Below are 19350 nucleotides of genomic sequence, written 5' to 3'. Positions count from 1 at the left end.
AAATGTATAAGAATAATAATTACATATTAAAGTTAATGTTGGTAACACTATATATAATGAAACTCAAGTCGGTTTCACAATATAAAAAATAGAAGGGAGAAATTCCATGTTAAAGGCTAAAAAATTAAAAATTATAGCTGTTTTTATGTCAACTGTGTTGTCAGCTTCACTTTTAGGTGGATGCGCAAGTAATAAAGGAACTACTACAAAAAGCACACAGCAGATTATAAGATACAATTTAGGTGCAAATCCTAAAACAATTGATCCAGGTTTAAACAGTTCTGTTGAAGGAGGAACTGTAATAGCAAATGCTTTTGAAGGACTTACAGATGTTGATGCAAATAATAAGCCACATCCTGGTGTAGCACAAAGCTGGACTGTATCAGCAGATGGAAAGAGTTACGTATTTCATTTAAGAAAAAATGCAAAATGGTCAGATGGTAAGCCTGTAACTGCACATGATTTTGAGTATGCATGGAAAAGGGCTTTGGCTCCAGAAACAGCATCTGATTATGCATATCAGCTTTATTATTTAAAAAATGGGCAGGGGTATAACGAAAGCGGACTTCCAGCAGCACAAAAGACTCCTGGTGTTGCAGCAGCTACAGCTGATCAAGTTGGAGTAAAAGCAGTAGATGACTATACTCTTAATGTTGATCTTGAAAATTCAACACCATATTTCTTATCATTATTGGCTTTCCAAACATATATGCCAGTAAGAAAGGATATTATAACTGCACATCCTACTGATTGGGCATTAAATGGTTCAACATATGTTTCTAATGGAGCTTTTATGATGAAGGATTGGAAACAAAAAGATAAATTGGAATTTGTAAAAAATCCATACTATTGGAATAAATCAGCTATTAAACTTACGAACTTAACATATACAGTTTTAGATGATGCAACAAGTTACATGTCAGCATATCAATCAGGACAAATTGATATGATTGATACACCACCAACAGAACAAACACCTACACTTTTAAAGCAAGGAAAAGCAAAAACTTATGTTAATATAGGAACTTATTACTATAGCTTTAATTTAGATCCAAAAGCTAAACTTGATGCATCGGTAGCAAAGGCACTAAACAATGTTAATGTAAGAAAAGCAATTTCTCTAGCAATAGATAGAACAGCTTTAGTTAATGATGTAACAAAAGCAGGACAATATCCAGCAACAAGCTTTGTACCTAGAGGTATAATTGGACCTGATGGAAAAGACTTTAAGCAAAAAGAGTATTACTCTGCTAAAGGTGATGTTACTCAAGCTAAAAAGCTATTATCAGATGCTGGCTATCCAAATGGCACAGGTTTTCCTACTATTGAGTTAATGTACAATTCTGGAGATCTTCACAAAAGTGTAGCTGAAGCCATTCAAGCCATGCTTAAAAAGAATTTAAATATTAATATAACACTTAGAGCTGTTGAAAGAAAAGTTCAGCTTGATGAGGTAAGCAAGCACACATATGCAGGAATGGCTAGAAATGGCTGGAGTGCAGATTATGCTGATCCAATGACTTTCTTAGATATGTGGGTAACTGGCAGCGGAAACAATGTTGTAGGATATAGTAATAAACAATATGATGCACTCATAGCAGCAGCTAAAACTGAAACAGATACTACAAAGAGATTTAATGAAATGCATCAAGCAGAAGATATATTGATGAATGATATGCCAATCATACCTTTATATGAATACAATGTTGTATCTGCCATGAAGGATTATGTTAAAGGCGTGTATAGAACACCTATGGATATAGTTTATTTTACAAATGCATACGTACAAAAATAAGGGTTTGGGCATCCCATTAAGATCATTGAACCTGAGATAACTACATTTAAAAGTAACAGTAGAAGAAAGACTGTCAAACTAAAAAGGATTTAAGCGTGATTTAAAATTATTGCGAACATTTATTCAGAGTACAGAGTACAGATGACAGAGTACAGTTAAGGATGATTTACCGTTCCTTACGTCAGGCAAATCTTAAACTTATATGTTGTTCAGCTCCGCTGAACAACATTGATAATATAGCGATTGCGTAAGCAATCAAAATAAGTTATAAGATTTTCTGTAGCAAAGAGGAAGAAAATCATCCTTCACTGTACTCTGTACTCTGTCAGTTGTACTCTGAATAAAGGTTCTTAAAATTTAAAATTTACGTATTAAATAATTATTAGTATGATAGTCTATTTTTTTGTTGACATATGTGGAAGGTAGTGACAAAATTTAATTTATATAGGTTTTATTAAGGCGGTGTATTCAATATGAAAAGATTTATGATTGGCCAATTTGATAAATTTGATGATAATAAACAAGCTAGGGATTTTAGAGATTATTTTTGGGGCATTGAAGTTAATCAAATGGAATCCTTGCATGAACTTGAAAGATTAAAAGAAAATATTAATAAAAGAAATTTAAAAATTGGAATTCACTTTCCTATATTAAAGAATCAGTGGAGAGTAAGAGACTTAAAGAAAAAAGCATAAATTTCTTTAAAATATTGTCCAAGCAAGGTAAGAAATATAATTTTACACCTGTTTTAGAATTAGATGCATTAAATAAATATGTGTATGGAACAAATTTACTTGAACAGTTATTAGATGAATATCCAGATATTAAATTATGTCTTGATTTTGGAAGAATACATATACAGGATTTTACAGACAATAATTTTAATGGAGTAGATGTGATTAGAAAGTTTGGAAGATATACACATTTAGTACACTTGTGGAATGCTAAGGTTGATTCAAATGGGCACTATCCTGCACTTAAAGCTTTAAAGGTAGAAGATGGTTGGGGCGATATGGAAGCATACTTTAAAGCTTTAAATGAAACAAATAGTGATTACAAGGTTTTATTTGAACATAGATCAGATTTAATAAGTGATGAGGAACTTGAAGAATGTTATAAGTGGATTTCGAAACTTGTAAAAAGTTGATTTAACATATATATATAGTGTTATCGATTCAACTGTTAAGTTATACATGTTGGTATTAGAAAAAGTGTATAAGGTTTCACGATTTTTATAAAATATATAAAAGAAAAGGAGTAAAACATGAAAGTAACAGTTATTTATGGTACTATGCACAAGGGAAGCACATATAACTGTGTAAAAAATTTGCTTAATAATACTAAAATTAACGATAGTGATATAACAGAATTTTTTTTACCAAAGGATATGCCACATTTTTGTTGTAGTTGTTTTTCGTGTTTTTTGAAAGGTGAAGACTATTGTCCGCACTATAAAGAAGTGCAGCCTATTGCAAAAGCTTTAGAGGAAGCGGATCTCATAGTGTTGTCATCTCCTGTTTATGTATTGAATGTTAGTGGTCAAATGAAAGCTTTATTAGATCATTTAGGTTATCGTTGGATGCCTCATAGACCATACCAAGAAATGTTTAGTAAAGTTGGAGTTGTCATATCTACAGCAGCAGGAGCAGGAACAAAGGAGGCAAATAAGGTTATGAAGAAAAGTTTGCTTTTTATGGGGGTTAGAAAAGTATATTCCTATGGAATTAATGTTGGAGCTATGAGCTTTGAAGACGTTGGTACAAAAAAGAAAGAAAAAATTGAAAAACAATTACAAAAGCTTGGAGATAAAGTTATTAAATCAGTTAAAAATTCAAGTAAAAAGGGTCCTAGCTGTTTTGCAAAAATGCTTTTTTATTTAATGAGAATGTCGCAAAAAAATAATAAATGGAATAAAACAGATTATAATTATTGGAAAGATAATGGATGGCTTGATGGTAAAAAACCATGGTGATAAGTAGGCACTTCGAAATATGTGTTGTTATCGTTAACAATAAATATATAAGGCTATGTTTTAAAATAATGTTGATATGAGCTTATGTCATTAACGGACTGTAAGAATTGCTCGTTTATAATAAACAAGTGTGAAAATCAACACTTATTTAAAACATAGCCTTATAAATATATGCTATAATGAATAATAAATATGTAAAAATTATAGAAAAGGTGGGAAATGAGTGAAAAGCTTTACTAAAATAATAATTGTAACAATAATGATATTGTCTATACTTAACGGCTGTTCTGTAGTTCCTGCTGAAAACAAAACCATTAATAAAAAGCAGAGCAGTAAGAAGGTACTTACCTTGTGGTATTATTGGGATATTGCTAAAAATCAGCAGGAACTTAGTGATCTAATTGATAAGTTTAATAAGTCACAGGATAAAATAGAGGTAAAAACTAGATATGTTCCAGATGAAGATTTTAAAAAGCAGTTATCTTTAAGTGTAATAAAAAAAGATACTCCAGATTTGGTTTTAATAGATTCCGCAGATCACGCTTATTATAATGGTATGCATTTATTTGAAGATTTAACTGATAAGATAGATGATTTAGGGTCTTATGATCAAACAGTTTTAAATTCTTGTAAAATGAATGGAAGGGTATACGGTGTGCCATTTGGAATTAATTGTTTAGCCCTGTTTTATAATGAAGATATGTTAAAAAAGGCTGGATGTGAAGTACCTACAAACTGGGAAGAATTTGAGGAAACTGCAAAAAAATTGACCAATGAAAATACTCATGGATTTGGCATGACAGCACTTCAAAGTGAAGAAAGTCTTTATGAATTCCTTCCAATTTTATGGTCATATGGCGGTGAAATAGATAAAATCGATAGTAGTGAGGGTAAGAAAGCCTTTTCTATAGTGCAGAATTTAGTTAGGAATGGTTCAATGAGTAAAGATGGTACAAACTTAACTTTAGTTGATTTAATGAATGAATTTATAAATAAAAAAATTGCTATGATGTTTAATTCACCAATGATAGTACAAACTATTAGGGAAAAAGCTAAAGGCTTAAATTGGAATGTAGCATTTCTTCCTAAAGTAAAGGAAAACGTTTCCGTAATAGGAGGAGAAAATTGGGCTGTAGTAAAGGGAAAAAACAAGGATGCGGCAATTAAATTTATAAAGTATGTTACTCAAAAAGATCGTGTAGAGTCCTATATTAGTAACTTTGGATTTCTAGCACCCAGAACAGATATTATGGAAAAACAATATCTAAATGATAAAATTATGAGAAAATTTTATGAAATTTATAATTACTCAAGGCAAAGAGAAATTACTAAAAAATGGCCACTTAAATCTGAAGTTATTTCTAATGCTATGAGAGATACTATAATGGGCTCAAAAGATTTGGATGAAATTTTACAAGAAGCTCAGCAAAGTATGGATAATATTTCAAAAGAGGAACAATAAAATGAATAAGAGTAAAAAAAGAAACAGTTTAATTTATCAATTGGTTTTAGCTTTTTTAATATCGTCTATTATCCCGGTTACCTTGATAATGCTTATATTTAACTTTCGCATGAAAAATTACATTGAAGGAAATATGAATCAATTGATTAAAAATAATGTATACAAAACACAGCAATATTTACAGCTTTCCTTAAATGTATATGAAAATTTGATGTATGATGTTTGTTCAAATGACGATATCATCCAAATAGTAGAGGCTATGAATGAACAAAAAGGAGATATGGATGTTCTTTATAGCCAGCTGCGTAGAGAACTGAATAGAACAGTTAATAACAATACATGTGTTCAGGGAATAACCATTATAACCAGCAGTGGAAGAATCCTTTATTATGATAAGTTGTCATCGTCTTCAGAAAATAGCCATTGGATTAAGTTCAATAAGAATTTCGATAATTCTATGAAGAATACAGATGATATACAATACCTTCCAACTCAGTTTGAAACTAAAATAGGTGATGAAAAATATTATATGTTTCACATGGCACATAAGATAGTAGATTACAGAGATATATATAGGAATATTGGTGTAGTTATTATAAGCATTGATTCATCTGTATTAGAGCAAGTGTGCACACAACAGTATCAAGAAGGCAGTCAAGGTGATAATTTAGGGATAAACATGATTTGTGATGAGGAAGGAAAAATAGTTTATTATAAGGATAAGAGTAAAATTGGAAAAAATGAAAAGGATGAGCTTACTTCTAAATATAAAGTAACAGCAATTAAAGATAATAAATCTGGTTGGGTAATTAAAAATTTGTATGATGAAAAGCAGTATATGAAGGGGATAAGGCAGGAAGAGGAAACTACTATAATATTGATGATTTGCATAGTGTTTATATTAGTATTACTTGTATTTAAGTTTACTGATAAGCTTACAAGTTCTATTAGGAAAGTAGTTAATGCGATGAAGACTGTAGAAAATGGTCAGCTAAAGGTTAAAATTGATCAAGATAAAAACATGCCTACTGAAATTTGCACCATAGCTGATGGATTTAATAGCATGGTGGAACGTGTTGAAGAGTTAATGAAAAATGTTACAGAGGCAACTTTAAGGCAAAAAAATGCAGAAATCAAGGCATTAGAAGCTCAAATTAATCCTCACTTCTTATATAACACCTTGGATACTATTAATTGGAAAGCCATTGAAAATGAAGAATTTGAAATCAGCAATATGATTAATTCTTTAGCAAAAATATTGCGTTATGCAGTATTAAATAGCAATGGAGTTGTCACAGTTAAAGATGAGCTGGAGTGGCTAAAGTCATATATATATTTACAGGAGTCTAGATTAGAAAATAAATTTGAGTTTTTTGTAAATATAAGTGAGGAATTGCAGTGCTTCGAAACTCACAAGTTATTGCTACAGCCATTTATTGAAAATTCAATTCGTCATGGTTTTTTCGAAAAAAATAAAACTTATATTTTAATTATAACCTGTAGAGAACAAGAGGCTTCAATTGAGTTTTGTATTGAAGATAATGGAGTTGGTATAGATAAAGAAACTTTATATAAAATAAATAATAATCTTTTAAAAGAGCAGTATTCTAAAGATCACATAGGTATTGGAAATGTAATGGCAAGATTGGAAATGTATTATGGTAAAGCAGCAGGCATTCATGTTGAAAGTGAAAAAAATAAGTATACAAAAGTGTATATACGTATACCAAAGAATATAGCCCAAAAATAAAAAAGGAAATGGAGGGGGATACATGAAAATCGCAATAATAGAAGATGAGTATGTAATTAGAAAAGGTATTTCTAGAACACTAGAAAAAATAAATAGTAAATATGAAATTGTTGGGCAAGCTGAAGATGGGCTTGAAGGATTAAATTTGATTAAAGAGAAAAGTCCGGATTTAATTATAACAGATATTAAAATGCCCAAAATGGATGGCTTGGAACTGCTAAATGAATTAAGAAATAGTGGAATTCAAGTAAAGGCTATTGTGTTAAGCGCATATTCAGAGTTTGAATATGCCCAAAAAGCAATATCTTTAGGTGTTAGTGAGTATATTTTAAAGCCGATATCAATTTTAGATTTGTCATCAGCATTAGAGCGCATAGAAAATCAGATTAATGAGGAAAAAAAGGTTAAGGCAGAGCATCCAAAAGAACTCTATGAATTAAATAGTATTTTATTAAGAAGTATTAAGGGAAATTTAAATATATCAGATAGTTTAAGTGCATTTTTAAAGGAACAATATAACCTAGCAATTGAAGAAGAAATGGGTGTTTTTGAAATATATTTAGGAGAATTATTTCAAAGTAAAATAAATGACTTGAAAGCTCAACTAAAATTAATAAATAAAAGACAATTTGATTATAACATTTTAGAGTTCAGCCAAGATAATATTGTGATTTTGGTTATTTACAACATGGAAAGCAAAGATAAGGTTAAAGTTTATTTTGAAAAAAGTGTTATCTTCATTATTAGAAGTATCATTTCAAAGGAATTTGTTTATGGATTAGCTTTTTGTAATGGACTATTAAAGCTTAGTGAGAGTGTAGAAGGCTTGAAAAGTAAGCTTGGGTTTAATTTGGTTATGAAAGAAGGTACTCTCATAAATTATGAAGTTGTAAATAATATGGATACGAAACAGTTTTTGTATCCAATAAATATTGAAAATAAAATCAAGGTTGCTATCGTGAAAAGGGATGTCGCTAAGGTGAAGGAGGTTTTTCAGTCATTTGAAAGTTATTGTAAAAGTGAAATTTATGAGCCAAAGGATATTAAAGAAGCGTGTGTTAATTTTTGCTGGACTGTAATTAATACTGCTAAAGAGTTAAATAGTTTACCATATCAAAACTTGGATGTTCAAACTATTCTAAAAAAAGTTATGACAGCTATTACATGGAAAGAAGTTGAACAAGCATTATATATTTTATTTAATGCAATTTCAGAGTCAAATGTTAAAGAAGACAATAAAACAGTAAGTTTGGTAGTCAAAAGAGCAGAAAGTTTAATTCATGAGTATTATAATCAAGGAATTAATTTAGATGAAATTGCAGCAAAATTAAATATTACAGCCGATTATTTAGGAAAGCAATTTAAAAAAGAAACAGGGGAATCTTTTAATGCCTATACTAAAAATTATAGAATAAATAAGGTTAAAACCTTGTTATTGGGAACGGAATTAAAGGTCTATCAAATTGCTGAATTAACAGGGTATTCTGATTCAAAATATATGAGTAAAGTCTTTAAAGAGACAACAGGATATTTACCAAATGATTATAGGAAGCTATATAGGTAAGCAACTAACAATTCACAGTGCACAATTCACAATGAAGGATGATTTTCTGTTGGAGCAGAAAATCTTAAAAAGAATAAATTATAAGATTTTTTGTAGTGTTAACGGAGAAAAATCATCAATCATTGTGAATTGTGAACTGTGAATTGTGCATTGCAAGAAAATAGTTCGGATTTTTTCTCCTTTTACAGTTTTTTTGAGTGTAAAACGTATACAAAATTTTATAAAATGTAATCGAGTACAAGATATAAAATAATTTGATTTTGTTTATATTTGCAGCTATTAATTATGGTTTTAATAATATTAACAAATCAAATCATAATAAAAGGAGGAAAATTCAATGAATAAAAAAGTATCTCCAGCTTTAATTTATTTTTTCGGAGCTTTTGGTGGCTTTATGTTTGGATATGATATAGGGATAATTAATGGTGCTTTACCTGGAATTGATGCAACTTGGCATGTAAGTTCATGGTTAGAAGGCTGCATAACTTCAGGATTATTTGTAGGTGCTATGATAGGAGCTTCAATGATGGCTTCTTTAGCAGATTTATTTGGTCGTCGTAGGATGATTATGTGGAGTGCAATTATATTTGCAATTGGTGCATTTGGATCAGCTATATCTACTAGTACAGCTTTTCTAATATGTGCTCGTGTGATTTTAGGAGTAGCTGTAGGTGGTGCTTCTGCTTTAGTTCCAATGTATATGGGCGAAATTAGTCCTGCTGAAACACGTGGAAAATTATCGGGTTTAAACCAATTAATGATAACTGTAGGAATGCTTTTTTCATATGGTATAAACTTCATATTTGCACATACATTTGAAGGATGGCGTTGGATGTTAGGTGGAGCCATGGTTCCAGCTATAGTACTTTTAATAGGAACATTTGTATTACCAGAATCACCAAGATTCTTAGTAAGAATAGGAAAAAAAGATTTGGCTAGACAGGTTCTTCAAACTTTACGTTCAAAGGAAGAAGCAGAAAGTGAATATGCAGAAATAATTAATTCAAAACATACAGAAACAGGATCCCTTAAAGATTTATTTGCAAAACAAGCATTACCAGCTGTAATTGCAGGTTGTGGACTTACTCTATTACAACAGATTCAAGGTGCAAACACTATTTTCTATTATTCATCACAAATTTTATCTAAGGTTTTCGGATCTTCAAATGGTGGAACTATTAGTACAGTTGGAATCGGTGTCGTTCTAGTAGTAGCTACAATTGTAACTTTAATGGTTGTAGATAAATTTAAACGTCGTACATTGTTTATGACAGGCTCTATAGGAATGGGTGTATCATTATTAATAGTTGGACTAGTTTATCCTGCTGCTCAAGCTAATCACGTATGGGCAACATGGGCAGTATTCTTCTTCATATGTTTATATGTTGTTTTTTATGCATACTCTTGGGCTGCTACCACTTGGATTGTAGTTGGAGAATTATTCCCAAGTAATATTAGAGGACTTGCAACAGGTATCGCTTCAGCAGTAAATTGGTTTGGTAATATTTTAGTTGCGTTATTCTTCCCAGTATTACTTGAAACAGTAGGTTTATCTGTAATCTTCTTTGGTTTTGCTGCAATTTGCGTATTAGGTTTTCTATTTGCAAAATATGTCCTTTATGAAACAAAAGGAAAATCATTAGAAGAAATTGAAAAATATTTGGACGATCGTTCTAATGGAAAAGTTGTTGGACTACAAGACTAATTAGAATTCCAAAAACAGAGTACAAAGTACGGAGTACAGAGTACAGTGAAGGATGATTTTTCTACGCTCGCGTAGAAAAATCTAAAAACTTATTTTTTAGTGTTTACGCAATGTTAGCATATATGGTGCTCAGCGAAGCTGACAACATTAAGTTTAAGATTTACCTGAGAGAAGCGAAAGGCAAATCATCATTCACTGTACTCTGTACTCCGTCATCTGTACTCTGTACTTTGGCTTCTCATCGGTTTATTTAACTACAAAGTTATATATTTTTCCTTTAACGTATATTTCTTTAATAATCTTTTTATCTGCAAAATATTTTGTTATTTCGCTGTTTTCAATGATTTTATTTCTAACGGCTTCTTTATTAGAAGAAGTATCAATTTTAATAGTTGTTTTCAGTTTACCGTTAATTTGTACAGCTATTTCTACAAAGTCATCTTTTATTTTATTGTCCTCCCATGCAGGCCATTTTTGTGAGTATAACCTTCCACCAAATCCTAAGAGTTCCCACATTTCTTCCGTTATATGCGGTGCAGCTGGATTTAAGAGTATTAGGAAAGTTTTTAATTCGCCAGTGGTGATTTTTTTAACTGCATAAAATTTGTTTGTTAAAGTCATTAAAGCTGCGATGGCAGTATTAAATTTAAGATTTTCAAAATCTTCACTTACCTTTTTTATAGTTTTGTGCATTTCAGTGGATAATTCATTTGAGTAATTCGTTTCGCTAGTTAATAATTCTTGAAGCTTCCAAACTCTCTCTAAAAATTTTCTGCAGCCACTTAAGCCATTATTTGACCAAGGAGTACTTTGTTCAAAGGCGCCTATAAACATTTCATAGGTTCTTAAAGTATCAGCACCATATTCATCTATTAAGTCATCTGGATTAATTACATTTCCTCTTGATTTGGACATTTTTTCGTTATTTTCGCCAAGAATCATTCCATGGGAGGTTCTTTTCATATAAGGCTCTGGAGTTGGTACATAACCTTCAGCATAAAGAAATTTGTGCCAAAATCTAGAGTATAAAAGGTGAAGTGTTGTATGCTCCATTCCACCGTTGTACCAATCTACAGGTAGCCAGTATTTCATTTCTTCCTTGTCTGCAAATTCTTTATCGTTATGTGGATCGATGTAACGAAGAAAATACCAGGAAGATCCAGCCCATTGAGGCATAGTATCAGTTTCTCTTTTTGCTTTGCCACCACATTTTGGACATGTAGTTTCAATCCAACTTTCCATATTTGCAAGAGGCGATTCACCAGTAGCTGTAGGTAAATAGTTTGATACTTCTGGAAGTTTTAAAGGAAGTTCAGACTCAGGTACTGGCACCCATCCACATTTTTCGCAGTGAACTAGAGGTATAGGTTCGCCCCAGTAACGCTGCCTTGAAAATACCCAATCTCTTAATTTGTAATTTATCTTAGAAAAACCTATTTTTTTATCTTCAAGCCATTCTATTATTTTTTCTTTTCCTGCTTCTGAAGTTAGTTCATTTAAAAAATTTGAATTTATTAAAGTATTGTTTTCGTTTATAACTTTAATTATTGGAAGTTTAAACTTATCTGCAAATTCAAAATCTCTATCATCATGTGCAGGAACTGCCATAATTGCGCCTGTACCATAGGACATTATTACATAATCAGATATCCATACTGGAATTTCCTTGCTATTAGCAGGGTTAATTGCGTTAATTCCTTTAAGTGCAACTCCAGTTTTTTCTTTTGAAAGTTCTGTTCTTTCAAAATCGGATTTTTTGCTTGCAGCATTTTTATATTCTTCAACCTCTGCAAAGTTTTTTATTCTGTCCTTGTACTTATTAATTAGTGGGTGCTCAGGTGAAATAACCATGTAAGTTACACCAAAAAGTGTTTCTGGGTGTGTTGTGAATATTGTTAAATTATCACTTGTTTCTGAAATTTTGAAGTTTATTTCCGCACCTTTTGAGCGGCCAATCCAATTTCTCTGCTGAGTTTTAACTTTTTCAATATAATCAACATAATTTAAACCTTCAATAAGTTTGTCAGCATAAGCAGTTATTTTTAGCATCCATTGTTTTTTTACCCTTCTAACAACTTCAGCACCGCAGCGTTCACATTTTCCATTTACAACTTCTTCATTAGCAAGACCTACCTTGCAGCTAGGACACCAATTTATAGGCATTTCAGCTTTATAAGCTAAGCCTTTCTTAAATAGTTTTAAAAATATCCATTGAGTCCATTTGTAGTAGGAAGGTTCAGTTGTGTTTATTTCTCTAGACCAGTCAAAGGAATAGCCAAGATTATTAAGCTGACCTTTAAATCTTTCAATATTTTTTTCTGTAACTAACTTTGGATGAATTTTATTTTTTATTGCAAAATTTTCTGTTGGAAGGCCAAAAGCGTCCCAACCCATGGGGAAAAGAACATTATAACCCTGAAGTCTTCTTTTTCTAGCGATAATATCCATGGCAGTGTATGGTCTTGGATGACCAACATGAATTCCCTTTCCAGAAGGGTAAGGAAATTCTATAAGTGCATAGTATTTTGGTTTTGACTTGTCAGTTCCTGTTTTAAAAGCTTGTTCCTTTTGCCATATTTCATGCCACTTTTGTTCTATTTGTTTTGGATTATATTTTTTCATTTTTACTACACCTCAAATTAAAGACTGTATTTTAAGATAATGTTGATCACCACTATAATAAAATAGAGCCAAATTAGTTTAATAAAGTATATAGAGGCCTCTTAAATTTTCATGTATATACCATACCGGCTGAAACAGCCAAATTAAAAATACCAAATGTATCCTTAATGTTAATGCTTTCAATTCACAATTCACAGTTCACAATGCACAATGAAGGATACACATACTAGGGGTTTGGGCTTTAGCCCATGTAAATTCATGAACCCAAGCCTACTAATTTCAAATGCAACAAACAAAAAATATATTTCTATTACTAAACTTAGTCTAGGGGTTTGGGCGTAAAGCCCATGTAGGTTCTTTAACTTATTAGAAGTACTTTCACTAGTAGTGAAATAAAACTTTGTATATTAATAAACTTGCGTCAGGAAAATCTTAAATTATAAGCTCCTACTAGCACCATAAATGGTGCTATTGCGTAAGCAATAAAAAAATAAGTTTTAAGATTTTCTGCAGCAAAGCGGAGGAAAATCCTCCTTTATTGTGAATTGTGCATCGTGAACTGTGAATTGAAAAATATTGCTGTCAGAATAAACTTGGAATTTGCAAGTTCCAAGTTGTCTATCTATAAATATAAAAAAGCCCTTTCATCTACATATAGAGACGAAAGGGCTCGTGGTACCACTCTAATTGATAATAAATAATGTGCAGTGCATTAAATTAAAAGCTATATAGCATACACAAGTTTGCTTTGATTATATTTACTATCATCTTAATTTTATAACGGTTTTATCCGGCCATAATTACTTTATATTGAAATTAATTCAACTAAATTTCACGATGGCAGCTCGAGGACGAGTTCAAAATATAATGATTACTGTTTTGCACCAAACAACAGCTCTCTTTATGGATAAACTAATTCAACTAATAAAATAAATTTGCATCATAATGCCCAGAAGATGGCATTTTGATATAAGTTAATTTTGAAGTTTCAAGCGGTTTATCTTTAAATCAATTATAAATTTACTACTTCCTGTCAAGGCTTTTAAATATTTGAATCTATTTTACCACACTATTAAAAAAAGTCAAATATAGAATAAAATTTAATTTACAAGATAAAACTAAAGATAAACCACCGTGAAACTTGAAATTCATTTGTACCAAAATGCCATCGTCTGGGCATTATAGTGCACATGAATTTCAATAGTTGAACTGGTTTATCTATATGTAAAGATATAATATTTAATATTTTATGCGGAGGTGTCGTATTTGAAAAAATTATTATATATACCTGTAAATACAAAAACGGAGGAAATGTCTGTAAGCAAAACGGTTGGAAGACAATTTGTAAAAAGATTTACTGAAAAATATCCAGAATATGAGGTCATGGAATTAGACATATGTAACGAATATATTCCGGAGCTTAATTATAAGTATTTTAAGGGAAGGGGGGAGCTTGTTACAGGGTATGACTACAATAATTTGAGTGAAGAAGATAAAAAAGCTGTAGATAGAATAAAAGAACTTTGCAATCAATTTTTAAGCGCGGATGTTTATGTTATAGCAGCACCTATGTGGAGCTCGTTATTTCCACCTAGATTAAAGATGTACATTGATTGTGTAATTCAAAATAATAAAACAATTAGAGTTTCACAAGATGAAGTAAAAGGTCTTATGGATGATAAGGAAAGAAAAATGCTGTATATTCAATCTTCAGGTGGAAAATATCCTAAGCTTATTTCTTGGAAAGTTGAGCATGGAGTAAATTATCTTCATGATACATTTAAATTTTTAGGCATAGATAAATTTGAAAAAATTTTAGTTGAAGGTGTTGATATGTCTTCGGTAGAAAGAGATAAATTGCTTGAAAAAGCATTCCAAGATGTTGAAAATATGGTTGATAAAATGGCTGTAAGGGAATTGGCGATGAAGTAGAAAGGTATAACTATAATTAAAAAATAAATGATATAATATACTATGGATATACCAATTGAAAAATCGAAATTATAAATGCCCAATGTATAACTTATAACAACTTTTTTAATTCACAATTCACAGTTCACAATGAAGGATGATTTTTCTACGCAAACGTAGAAAAATCTTAAAACTTATTTTTGTATTGCTTACGCAATTGCGCCATGTATGGTACTCAGCAAAGCTGACGACATTTAAATTTGAGATTTACCTGAGCAGGGCGAAAGGTAAATCATCCTTCATTGTGAATTGTGCATTGTGAACTGTGAATTGAGAAATATTGTTGTAAGGATAAACTTTGTATTTGCAATTTGTGTTTTTAACTGGTATATCTTTATATAAGTTTAATTGAGGTTGGAGGGTAAATTTTGATAGCAAATATTTTAACAGCAAATTTTAATATAACAGTAATTAAATTTTTACAGCAGTTTTCTAATCCATATTTAGACAAGCTTGCTGAGCTTGTAACAATGACAGGTGAGCAATATTTTTCAATTGCAATTATGGTTATTATTTATTTGTGTGTAAATAAAAAACTAGCATATAGACTTGGTTTTGCTAGTTTATTTAGTAATTCTATTAATAATTTAGTTAAGGGAATCTTCAAGGTACCAAGGCCAATAGGAACAAAAGGTGTAAGATCTTTGAGACTTGAGACTGCTGGAGGATATTCCTTCCCAAGTGGACACACTCAAAATGCAACTGTTTTATGGACAAACTTTATGAAAAACTTGAAAAAAAAGTGGATATATATTTTGGGAAGCATAATGATAGTAGCAGTAGCATTATCAAGACTCTATTTAGGTGTTCATAGACCGGTGGATGTGATTGGTGGTTTTATATTAGGAACTTTATCCATGCTAATAGTAAATAAAGTTTTAGATTTTGAAAAAAGTAGTGGAAGTATATTGGTTTTGTTAATACTTATTATACCGATGGTTATTATAACCTTGATAAATGGAAGTTCTGATTTGTACAAGCAACTTGGTGCTGCTCTTGGATTTTTTATAGGATACTTTATAGAAAGTAGATTTATTGATTTTAAGGAAAGCGCAACAGTAGTTCACAATGTAATAAAAATACTTTTAGCAGCTACAGGCGCATTATTTGTAGAATTAATTTTAAAAGCTATTTTGCCGCATGGACATTTTTTTAGCGTTATTAGATATACCATTATGTTACTATGGGTAACTGTTGGAATACCTTATTTAGTTGATAAATTTAAGCTGTATAAAGAAGAAAAATACTTTAATAATTACGTTTAAGTAGTTTTTGCATTTAATGTAGGGTCTGTATGTAAAATTAATGCGAACCTTTATTCAGAGTACAGAGTACAGATGACAGAGTACAGTTAATGATGATTTACATTTCCTTACGTCAGGTAAATCTTAAACTTAAATGTTGTCAGCTTCGCTGAACAACATTGATAATATAGCGATTGCGTAAGCAATCAAAAATAAGTTATAAGATTTTCTGTAGCAAAGTGGAAGGAAATCAACCTTCACTGTACTCTGTACTCTGTCAGTTGTACTCTGAATAAAGGTTCGCATTTTTTAATAATTACGACTAACAATTCTTAGTAATGCACCTCTGCATAATACATAAGTATTATTTAGTGTAGTCTCTATCAACAGTTATTACTGTGCTATAATTTGGATGAATTTTTTTTATTTCATAATCTATATTTTCACACAAGCCATTTTGGGCACCTTCGGATATTTTAACATCAAAAGATACAACAATATCAAAAAGTAATTTTTTGTGGTCACCTTCACCAACAATTCTAAAATCATGGAAAGAACTCACTTGAGGAAATTTTTTAATTAGTTTCGCTATTTCTTTTCTAGTTTCTGTAACTTCCCTTGAATCAGTAAGTACAGGATCCATGTGTATAACTGTAAATATATTAAGTTCTTCAGATATATGTTTTTCAGCCCTGTCTATTTCATCGTGAATGGTCATTATAGGTACGTTGTAGGGAACCTCTGCATGGAAAGATGCCATAGATTTTCCTGGACCATAATTGTGAATTACAAGGTCATGAACGCCGATGATTAGGTCATAATCCATGGCTAAACTTTTGATGCTTTTCACTAAATCTTGGCTTGGGGCCTGACCTAAAAGTGGATCTAAAGTGTCTTTCATTATCGAAAATCCAGAATGTAATATTATTAATGCTACTATAATTCCAACATATCCATCTATTGAAACATTAAAAACACCAGAAACTATAAGTGAAAATATTACTCCACATAATATAAATACATCATTTAGTGCATCAGCGCCAGTTGCAAGTAGTGTTGTTGAATTGATTTTTTTGCCTAAATATTTGTTAAAGTGGCTAAGCCAAACTTTAAGTGGAATTGCGATGATAATTATAATAAATGAGATTAAATTAAATTTAACTGGCTGTGGTGATAAAACCCTTAAAAATGAAGTTTTTATAAATTCAAAACCAACAAGAAGAATTATTGCAGAAACTAAAAGTGAAGAAAGATATTCAATTCTTCCGTGACCAAAAGGATGTTCTTTATCAGCTGGTTTACTAGATAATTTAAAGCCTAAAAGGGTTACTACAGAAGAACTTACATCTGCTAAATCATGAAACGCATCTGCGATTAAAGAGATACTATTTAAAAAAATACCAATAAACAATTCTATAAAAAATAAAATTAGGTTTATAACTAAACCTGTTATACCACTTAAGATTCCGTATTGCTCACGTACTTTGTTATCTTTGGTATTTTCATGGTTTTTTATAAATTTTGATATTATTAAATTTGCAAGCATAAAAAATCACTCCTTTGTATAAATTTATTATATCATATTAGAAAAGGTACTGGAAAAAAATAAATATATTTTGTATACTTAAAGGTATTGAATATATTGGAGGTTGACGAATGAAAAACGAATTAGAATATGCTAGAGAATTGATTGATTTTATATATGAAAGTCCAACGCCATTTCATGCAGTAAATAATTTGAAAAAGGAACTTTCAACTAGCGGATTTGTTGAACTTAAAGAAGATGAAAAATGGGAACTACAAAAAAGCGGAAAATATTTTGTAGAAAGAAATAATTCTGCAATAATTGCTTTTGTTGTTGGAAGTAGTGTTGTAGCTAAAAAAGGCTTTAAAATAGTAGGAGCACATACAGATTGCCCAACATTTAGAGTAAAGCCAAATCCTGAGATTGTTTGTGAAAATTCATATATGAAATTAAATACAGAAGCTTATGGTGGAGCAATATTAAATACGTGGCTTGATAGGCCTCTTTGCATTGCAGGAAGAGTAACTTTAAAAAGTAATGATATATTATTCCCTAAAACAGAACTTGTTAATATAAATAGACCAATTTTAATAATACCAAATCTTGCAATACACATGAATAGAAGTGTCAATAGTGGTGTTGAACTTAATAAACAAGTAGATATGCTGCCTATTCTAGGTCTTATAAATGAAAATTTAGAAAAAGAAAATTACCTTGTAAAATTGATTGCACACGAGCTTAATGTAAAAAGTGAAGATATACTTGATTTTGATTTGTTACTTTATGAATATTACAAAGGCTGTATAATTGGAGTAAACAATGAATTTATATCTAGCAGCAGGCTTGACGATCTTGAAATGGTTCACGCAGGATTAACTGCTTTAGTAAACTCAAAAACGTCAGAAGCTACAAATGTACTTGTATGCTTTGATAACGAAGAATGCGGAAGTTCTTCAAAGCAGGGAGCTGACTCTCAATTTTTATCAGATGTACTTGAAAGAATAATACTTTCTTTTGGTGGAGACAGAGAAGATTTCTTTAGAGCTCTTAATAAATCTTTTATGGTATCTTCAGATGTTGCACATGCAGTACATCCAAACAAGGGAGAAAAGGCGGATCCTACTAATAGACCACATATAAATAATGGACCTGTGATTAAAATTAATGCAAATCAAAAGTATGCATCGGATAGTAACTCTATAGCTGTATTTAAGGAAGTTTGCCAAAAAGCCAATGTTCCTTGCCAAACTTTTGTAAATAGATCTGATGAAGCTGGAGGTTCAACTATCGGACCTATAAGTTCGAACCATGTTGCAGTAAGAACTGTTGATATAGGAACTGCACTTTTGGCAATGCATTCAATAAGAGAAATGTGTGGAGTATTAGATCACAGCTATGTTGAAAAATCCCTTGAAGAATTTTTTAATATTTAAGCTTGAAATTTATTGTATAATTATTAGTAGTGTGATACAATAATAAATAATTTAATAGCAAATTAAACTTTTGTAGAGGTGCTGAAGTTAAGAGTAACTGTTCTAGTTGGCGAACGTTTATAAACAGTGAAAGGGACTTTGGCCGAAGAAGAAAACTGGCGGGTTTTTGTTCTGGCTTTTCACAAAACATGTGAACGGCTGTCGCTTATAAGGTAAATCATTTGGAATTTAAAAATTGTTTTTAATAAATGAATTTTTAGTTGGAATGATTTATAAAGGGTTTAAGTGGAGAGCTACAAGGTAAACG

Annotated in this window: 13 protein-coding genes and 1 riboswitch; of the genes, 11 read left to right on the top strand and 2 right to left on the bottom strand. The window is 30.9% G+C overall.

The features are described from left to right. Positions 1–106 precede the first annotated feature (106 nt). The 8 genes from CUEA01_RS18890 to CUEA01_RS18855 all read left to right on the top strand — a co-directional run bounded on the left by CUEA01_RS18890 (position 107) and on the right by CUEA01_RS18855 (position 10248). Entirely contained in the window at positions 107–1795 is a 1689-nt protein-coding gene (locus tag CUEA01_RS18890) for a peptide ABC transporter substrate-binding protein (protein ID WP_234123481.1), read from the top strand. Positions 1796–2268: 473 nt separating this feature from the next. Then, positions 2269–2490 (top strand): hypothetical protein, encoded by a 222-nt coding sequence (locus tag CUEA01_RS18885; protein ID WP_234123480.1) that lies wholly within the window; start codon positions 2269–2271, stop codon positions 2488–2490. Beyond that, positions 2457–2942 (top strand): sugar phosphate isomerase/epimerase, encoded by a 486-nt coding sequence (locus tag CUEA01_RS18880; RefSeq protein ID WP_234123479.1) that lies wholly within the window; start codon positions 2457–2459, stop codon positions 2940–2942. Before CUEA01_RS18885 ends, CUEA01_RS18880 begins: the two co-directional genes overlap by 34 nt. Positions 2943–3059: 117 nt before the next feature. Next, positions 3060–3767, top strand: a complete 708-nt coding sequence (locus CUEA01_RS18875) for a flavodoxin family protein (RefSeq protein ID WP_234123478.1) — start codon at positions 3060–3062, stop codon at positions 3765–3767. Between the two features lie 223 nt (positions 3768–3990). Continuing rightward, the gene (locus CUEA01_RS18870) at positions 3991–5229 is read left to right on the top strand and encodes an ABC transporter substrate-binding protein (RefSeq protein WP_234123477.1); all 1239 of its coding nucleotides are present in this window, start codon (positions 3991–3993) and stop codon (positions 5227–5229) included. A gap of 1 nt (position 5230) precedes the next feature. Further along, positions 5231–6979, top strand: coding sequence for a sensor histidine kinase (locus CUEA01_RS18865; RefSeq protein ID WP_234123476.1), 1749 nt, complete (start codon positions 5231–5233; stop codon positions 6977–6979). 22 nt (positions 6980–7001) lie between these two features. Continuing rightward, complete coding sequence (locus tag CUEA01_RS18860; RefSeq protein ID WP_234123475.1) at positions 7002–8543, top strand: response regulator transcription factor; 1542 nt, start codon at positions 7002–7004, stop codon at positions 8541–8543. 337 nt (positions 8544–8880) lie between these two features. Then, complete coding sequence (locus CUEA01_RS18855; protein WP_234123474.1) at positions 8881–10248, top strand: sugar porter family MFS transporter; 1368 nt, start codon at positions 8881–8883, stop codon at positions 10246–10248. A 246-nt stretch (positions 10249–10494) separates the two neighbouring features. On the opposite strand, the gene leuS is transcribed toward CUEA01_RS18855, so the two are convergent. Next, on the bottom strand, positions 10495–12870 hold the full coding sequence (gene leuS, locus CUEA01_RS18850; protein ID WP_234123473.1) for a leucine--tRNA ligase: 2376 nt from the start codon (positions 12868–12870) through the stop codon (positions 10495–10497). 1266 nt (positions 12871–14136) lie between these two features. Between leuS and CUEA01_RS18845 the strand changes: the two genes are divergently transcribed. Then, the gene (locus tag CUEA01_RS18845; protein WP_234123472.1) at positions 14137–14802 is read left to right on the top strand and encodes an FMN-dependent NADH-azoreductase; all 666 of its coding nucleotides are present in this window, start codon (positions 14137–14139) and stop codon (positions 14800–14802) included. A 407-nt stretch (positions 14803–15209) separates the two neighbouring features. Then, on the top strand, positions 15210–16106 hold the full coding sequence (locus CUEA01_RS18840; protein WP_234123471.1) for a phosphatase PAP2 family protein: 897 nt from the start codon (positions 15210–15212) through the stop codon (positions 16104–16106). A gap of 343 nt (positions 16107–16449) precedes the next feature. Here the strand turns inward: CUEA01_RS18840 and CUEA01_RS18835 are convergent, their stop codons facing one another. After that, positions 16450–17631 (bottom strand): cation diffusion facilitator family transporter, encoded by a 1182-nt coding sequence (locus CUEA01_RS18835; RefSeq protein ID WP_234123470.1) that lies wholly within the window; start codon positions 17629–17631, stop codon positions 16450–16452. Positions 17632–17741: 110 nt separating this feature from the next. On the opposite strand from CUEA01_RS18835, the gene CUEA01_RS18830 reads away from it, so the two are divergent. Then, entirely contained in the window at positions 17742–19043 is a 1302-nt protein-coding gene (locus tag CUEA01_RS18830; RefSeq protein WP_234123469.1) for a M18 family aminopeptidase, read from the top strand. A 65-nt stretch (positions 19044–19108) separates the two neighbouring features. Further along, positions 19109–19347: riboswitch (Lysine riboswitch) on the top strand. Positions 19348–19350 lie beyond the last annotated feature (3 nt).

Origin of the sequence: Clostridium hydrogenum, from assembly GCF_021432385.1 — a bacterium.
In the GTDB taxonomy this organism is placed as follows: Bacteria; Bacillota; Clostridia; order Clostridiales; family Clostridiaceae; genus Clostridium_S; species Clostridium_S hydrogenum.
The sequence above is the reverse complement of the archived record's forward strand: the minus strand, read 5'-3'. Positions and strand labels throughout refer to the sequence as shown.

Excerpts from the sequence above, each read along its gene's own strand:
- CUEA01_RS18855 (WP_234123474.1), top strand. The coding sequence starts at position 8,881 with ATGAATAAAAAAGTATCTCCAGCTTTAATTTATTTTTTCGGAGCTTTT.
- CUEA01_RS18835 (WP_234123470.1), bottom strand. The coding sequence starts at position 17,631 with ATGCTTGCAAATTTAATAATATCAAAATTTATAAAAAACCATGAAAAT.
- CUEA01_RS18860 (WP_234123475.1), top strand. The coding sequence starts at position 7,002 with ATGAAAATCGCAATAATAGAAGATGAGTATGTAATTAGAAAAGGTATT.
- CUEA01_RS18885 (WP_234123480.1), top strand. The coding sequence starts at position 2,269 with ATGAAAAGATTTATGATTGGCCAATTTGATAAATTTGATGATAATAAA.
- CUEA01_RS18875 (WP_234123478.1), top strand. The coding sequence starts at position 3,060 with ATGAAAGTAACAGTTATTTATGGTACTATGCACAAGGGAAGCACATAT.
- CUEA01_RS18830 (WP_234123469.1), top strand. The coding sequence starts at position 17,742 with ATGAAAAACGAATTAGAATATGCTAGAGAATTGATTGATTTTATATAT.
- CUEA01_RS18890 (WP_234123481.1), top strand. The coding sequence starts at position 107 with ATGTTAAAGGCTAAAAAATTAAAAATTATAGCTGTTTTTATGTCAACT.
- CUEA01_RS18865 (WP_234123476.1), top strand. The coding sequence starts at position 5,231 with ATGAATAAGAGTAAAAAAAGAAACAGTTTAATTTATCAATTGGTTTTA.
- leuS (WP_234123473.1), bottom strand. The coding sequence starts at position 12,870 with ATGAAAAAATATAATCCAAAACAAATAGAACAAAAGTGGCATGAAATA.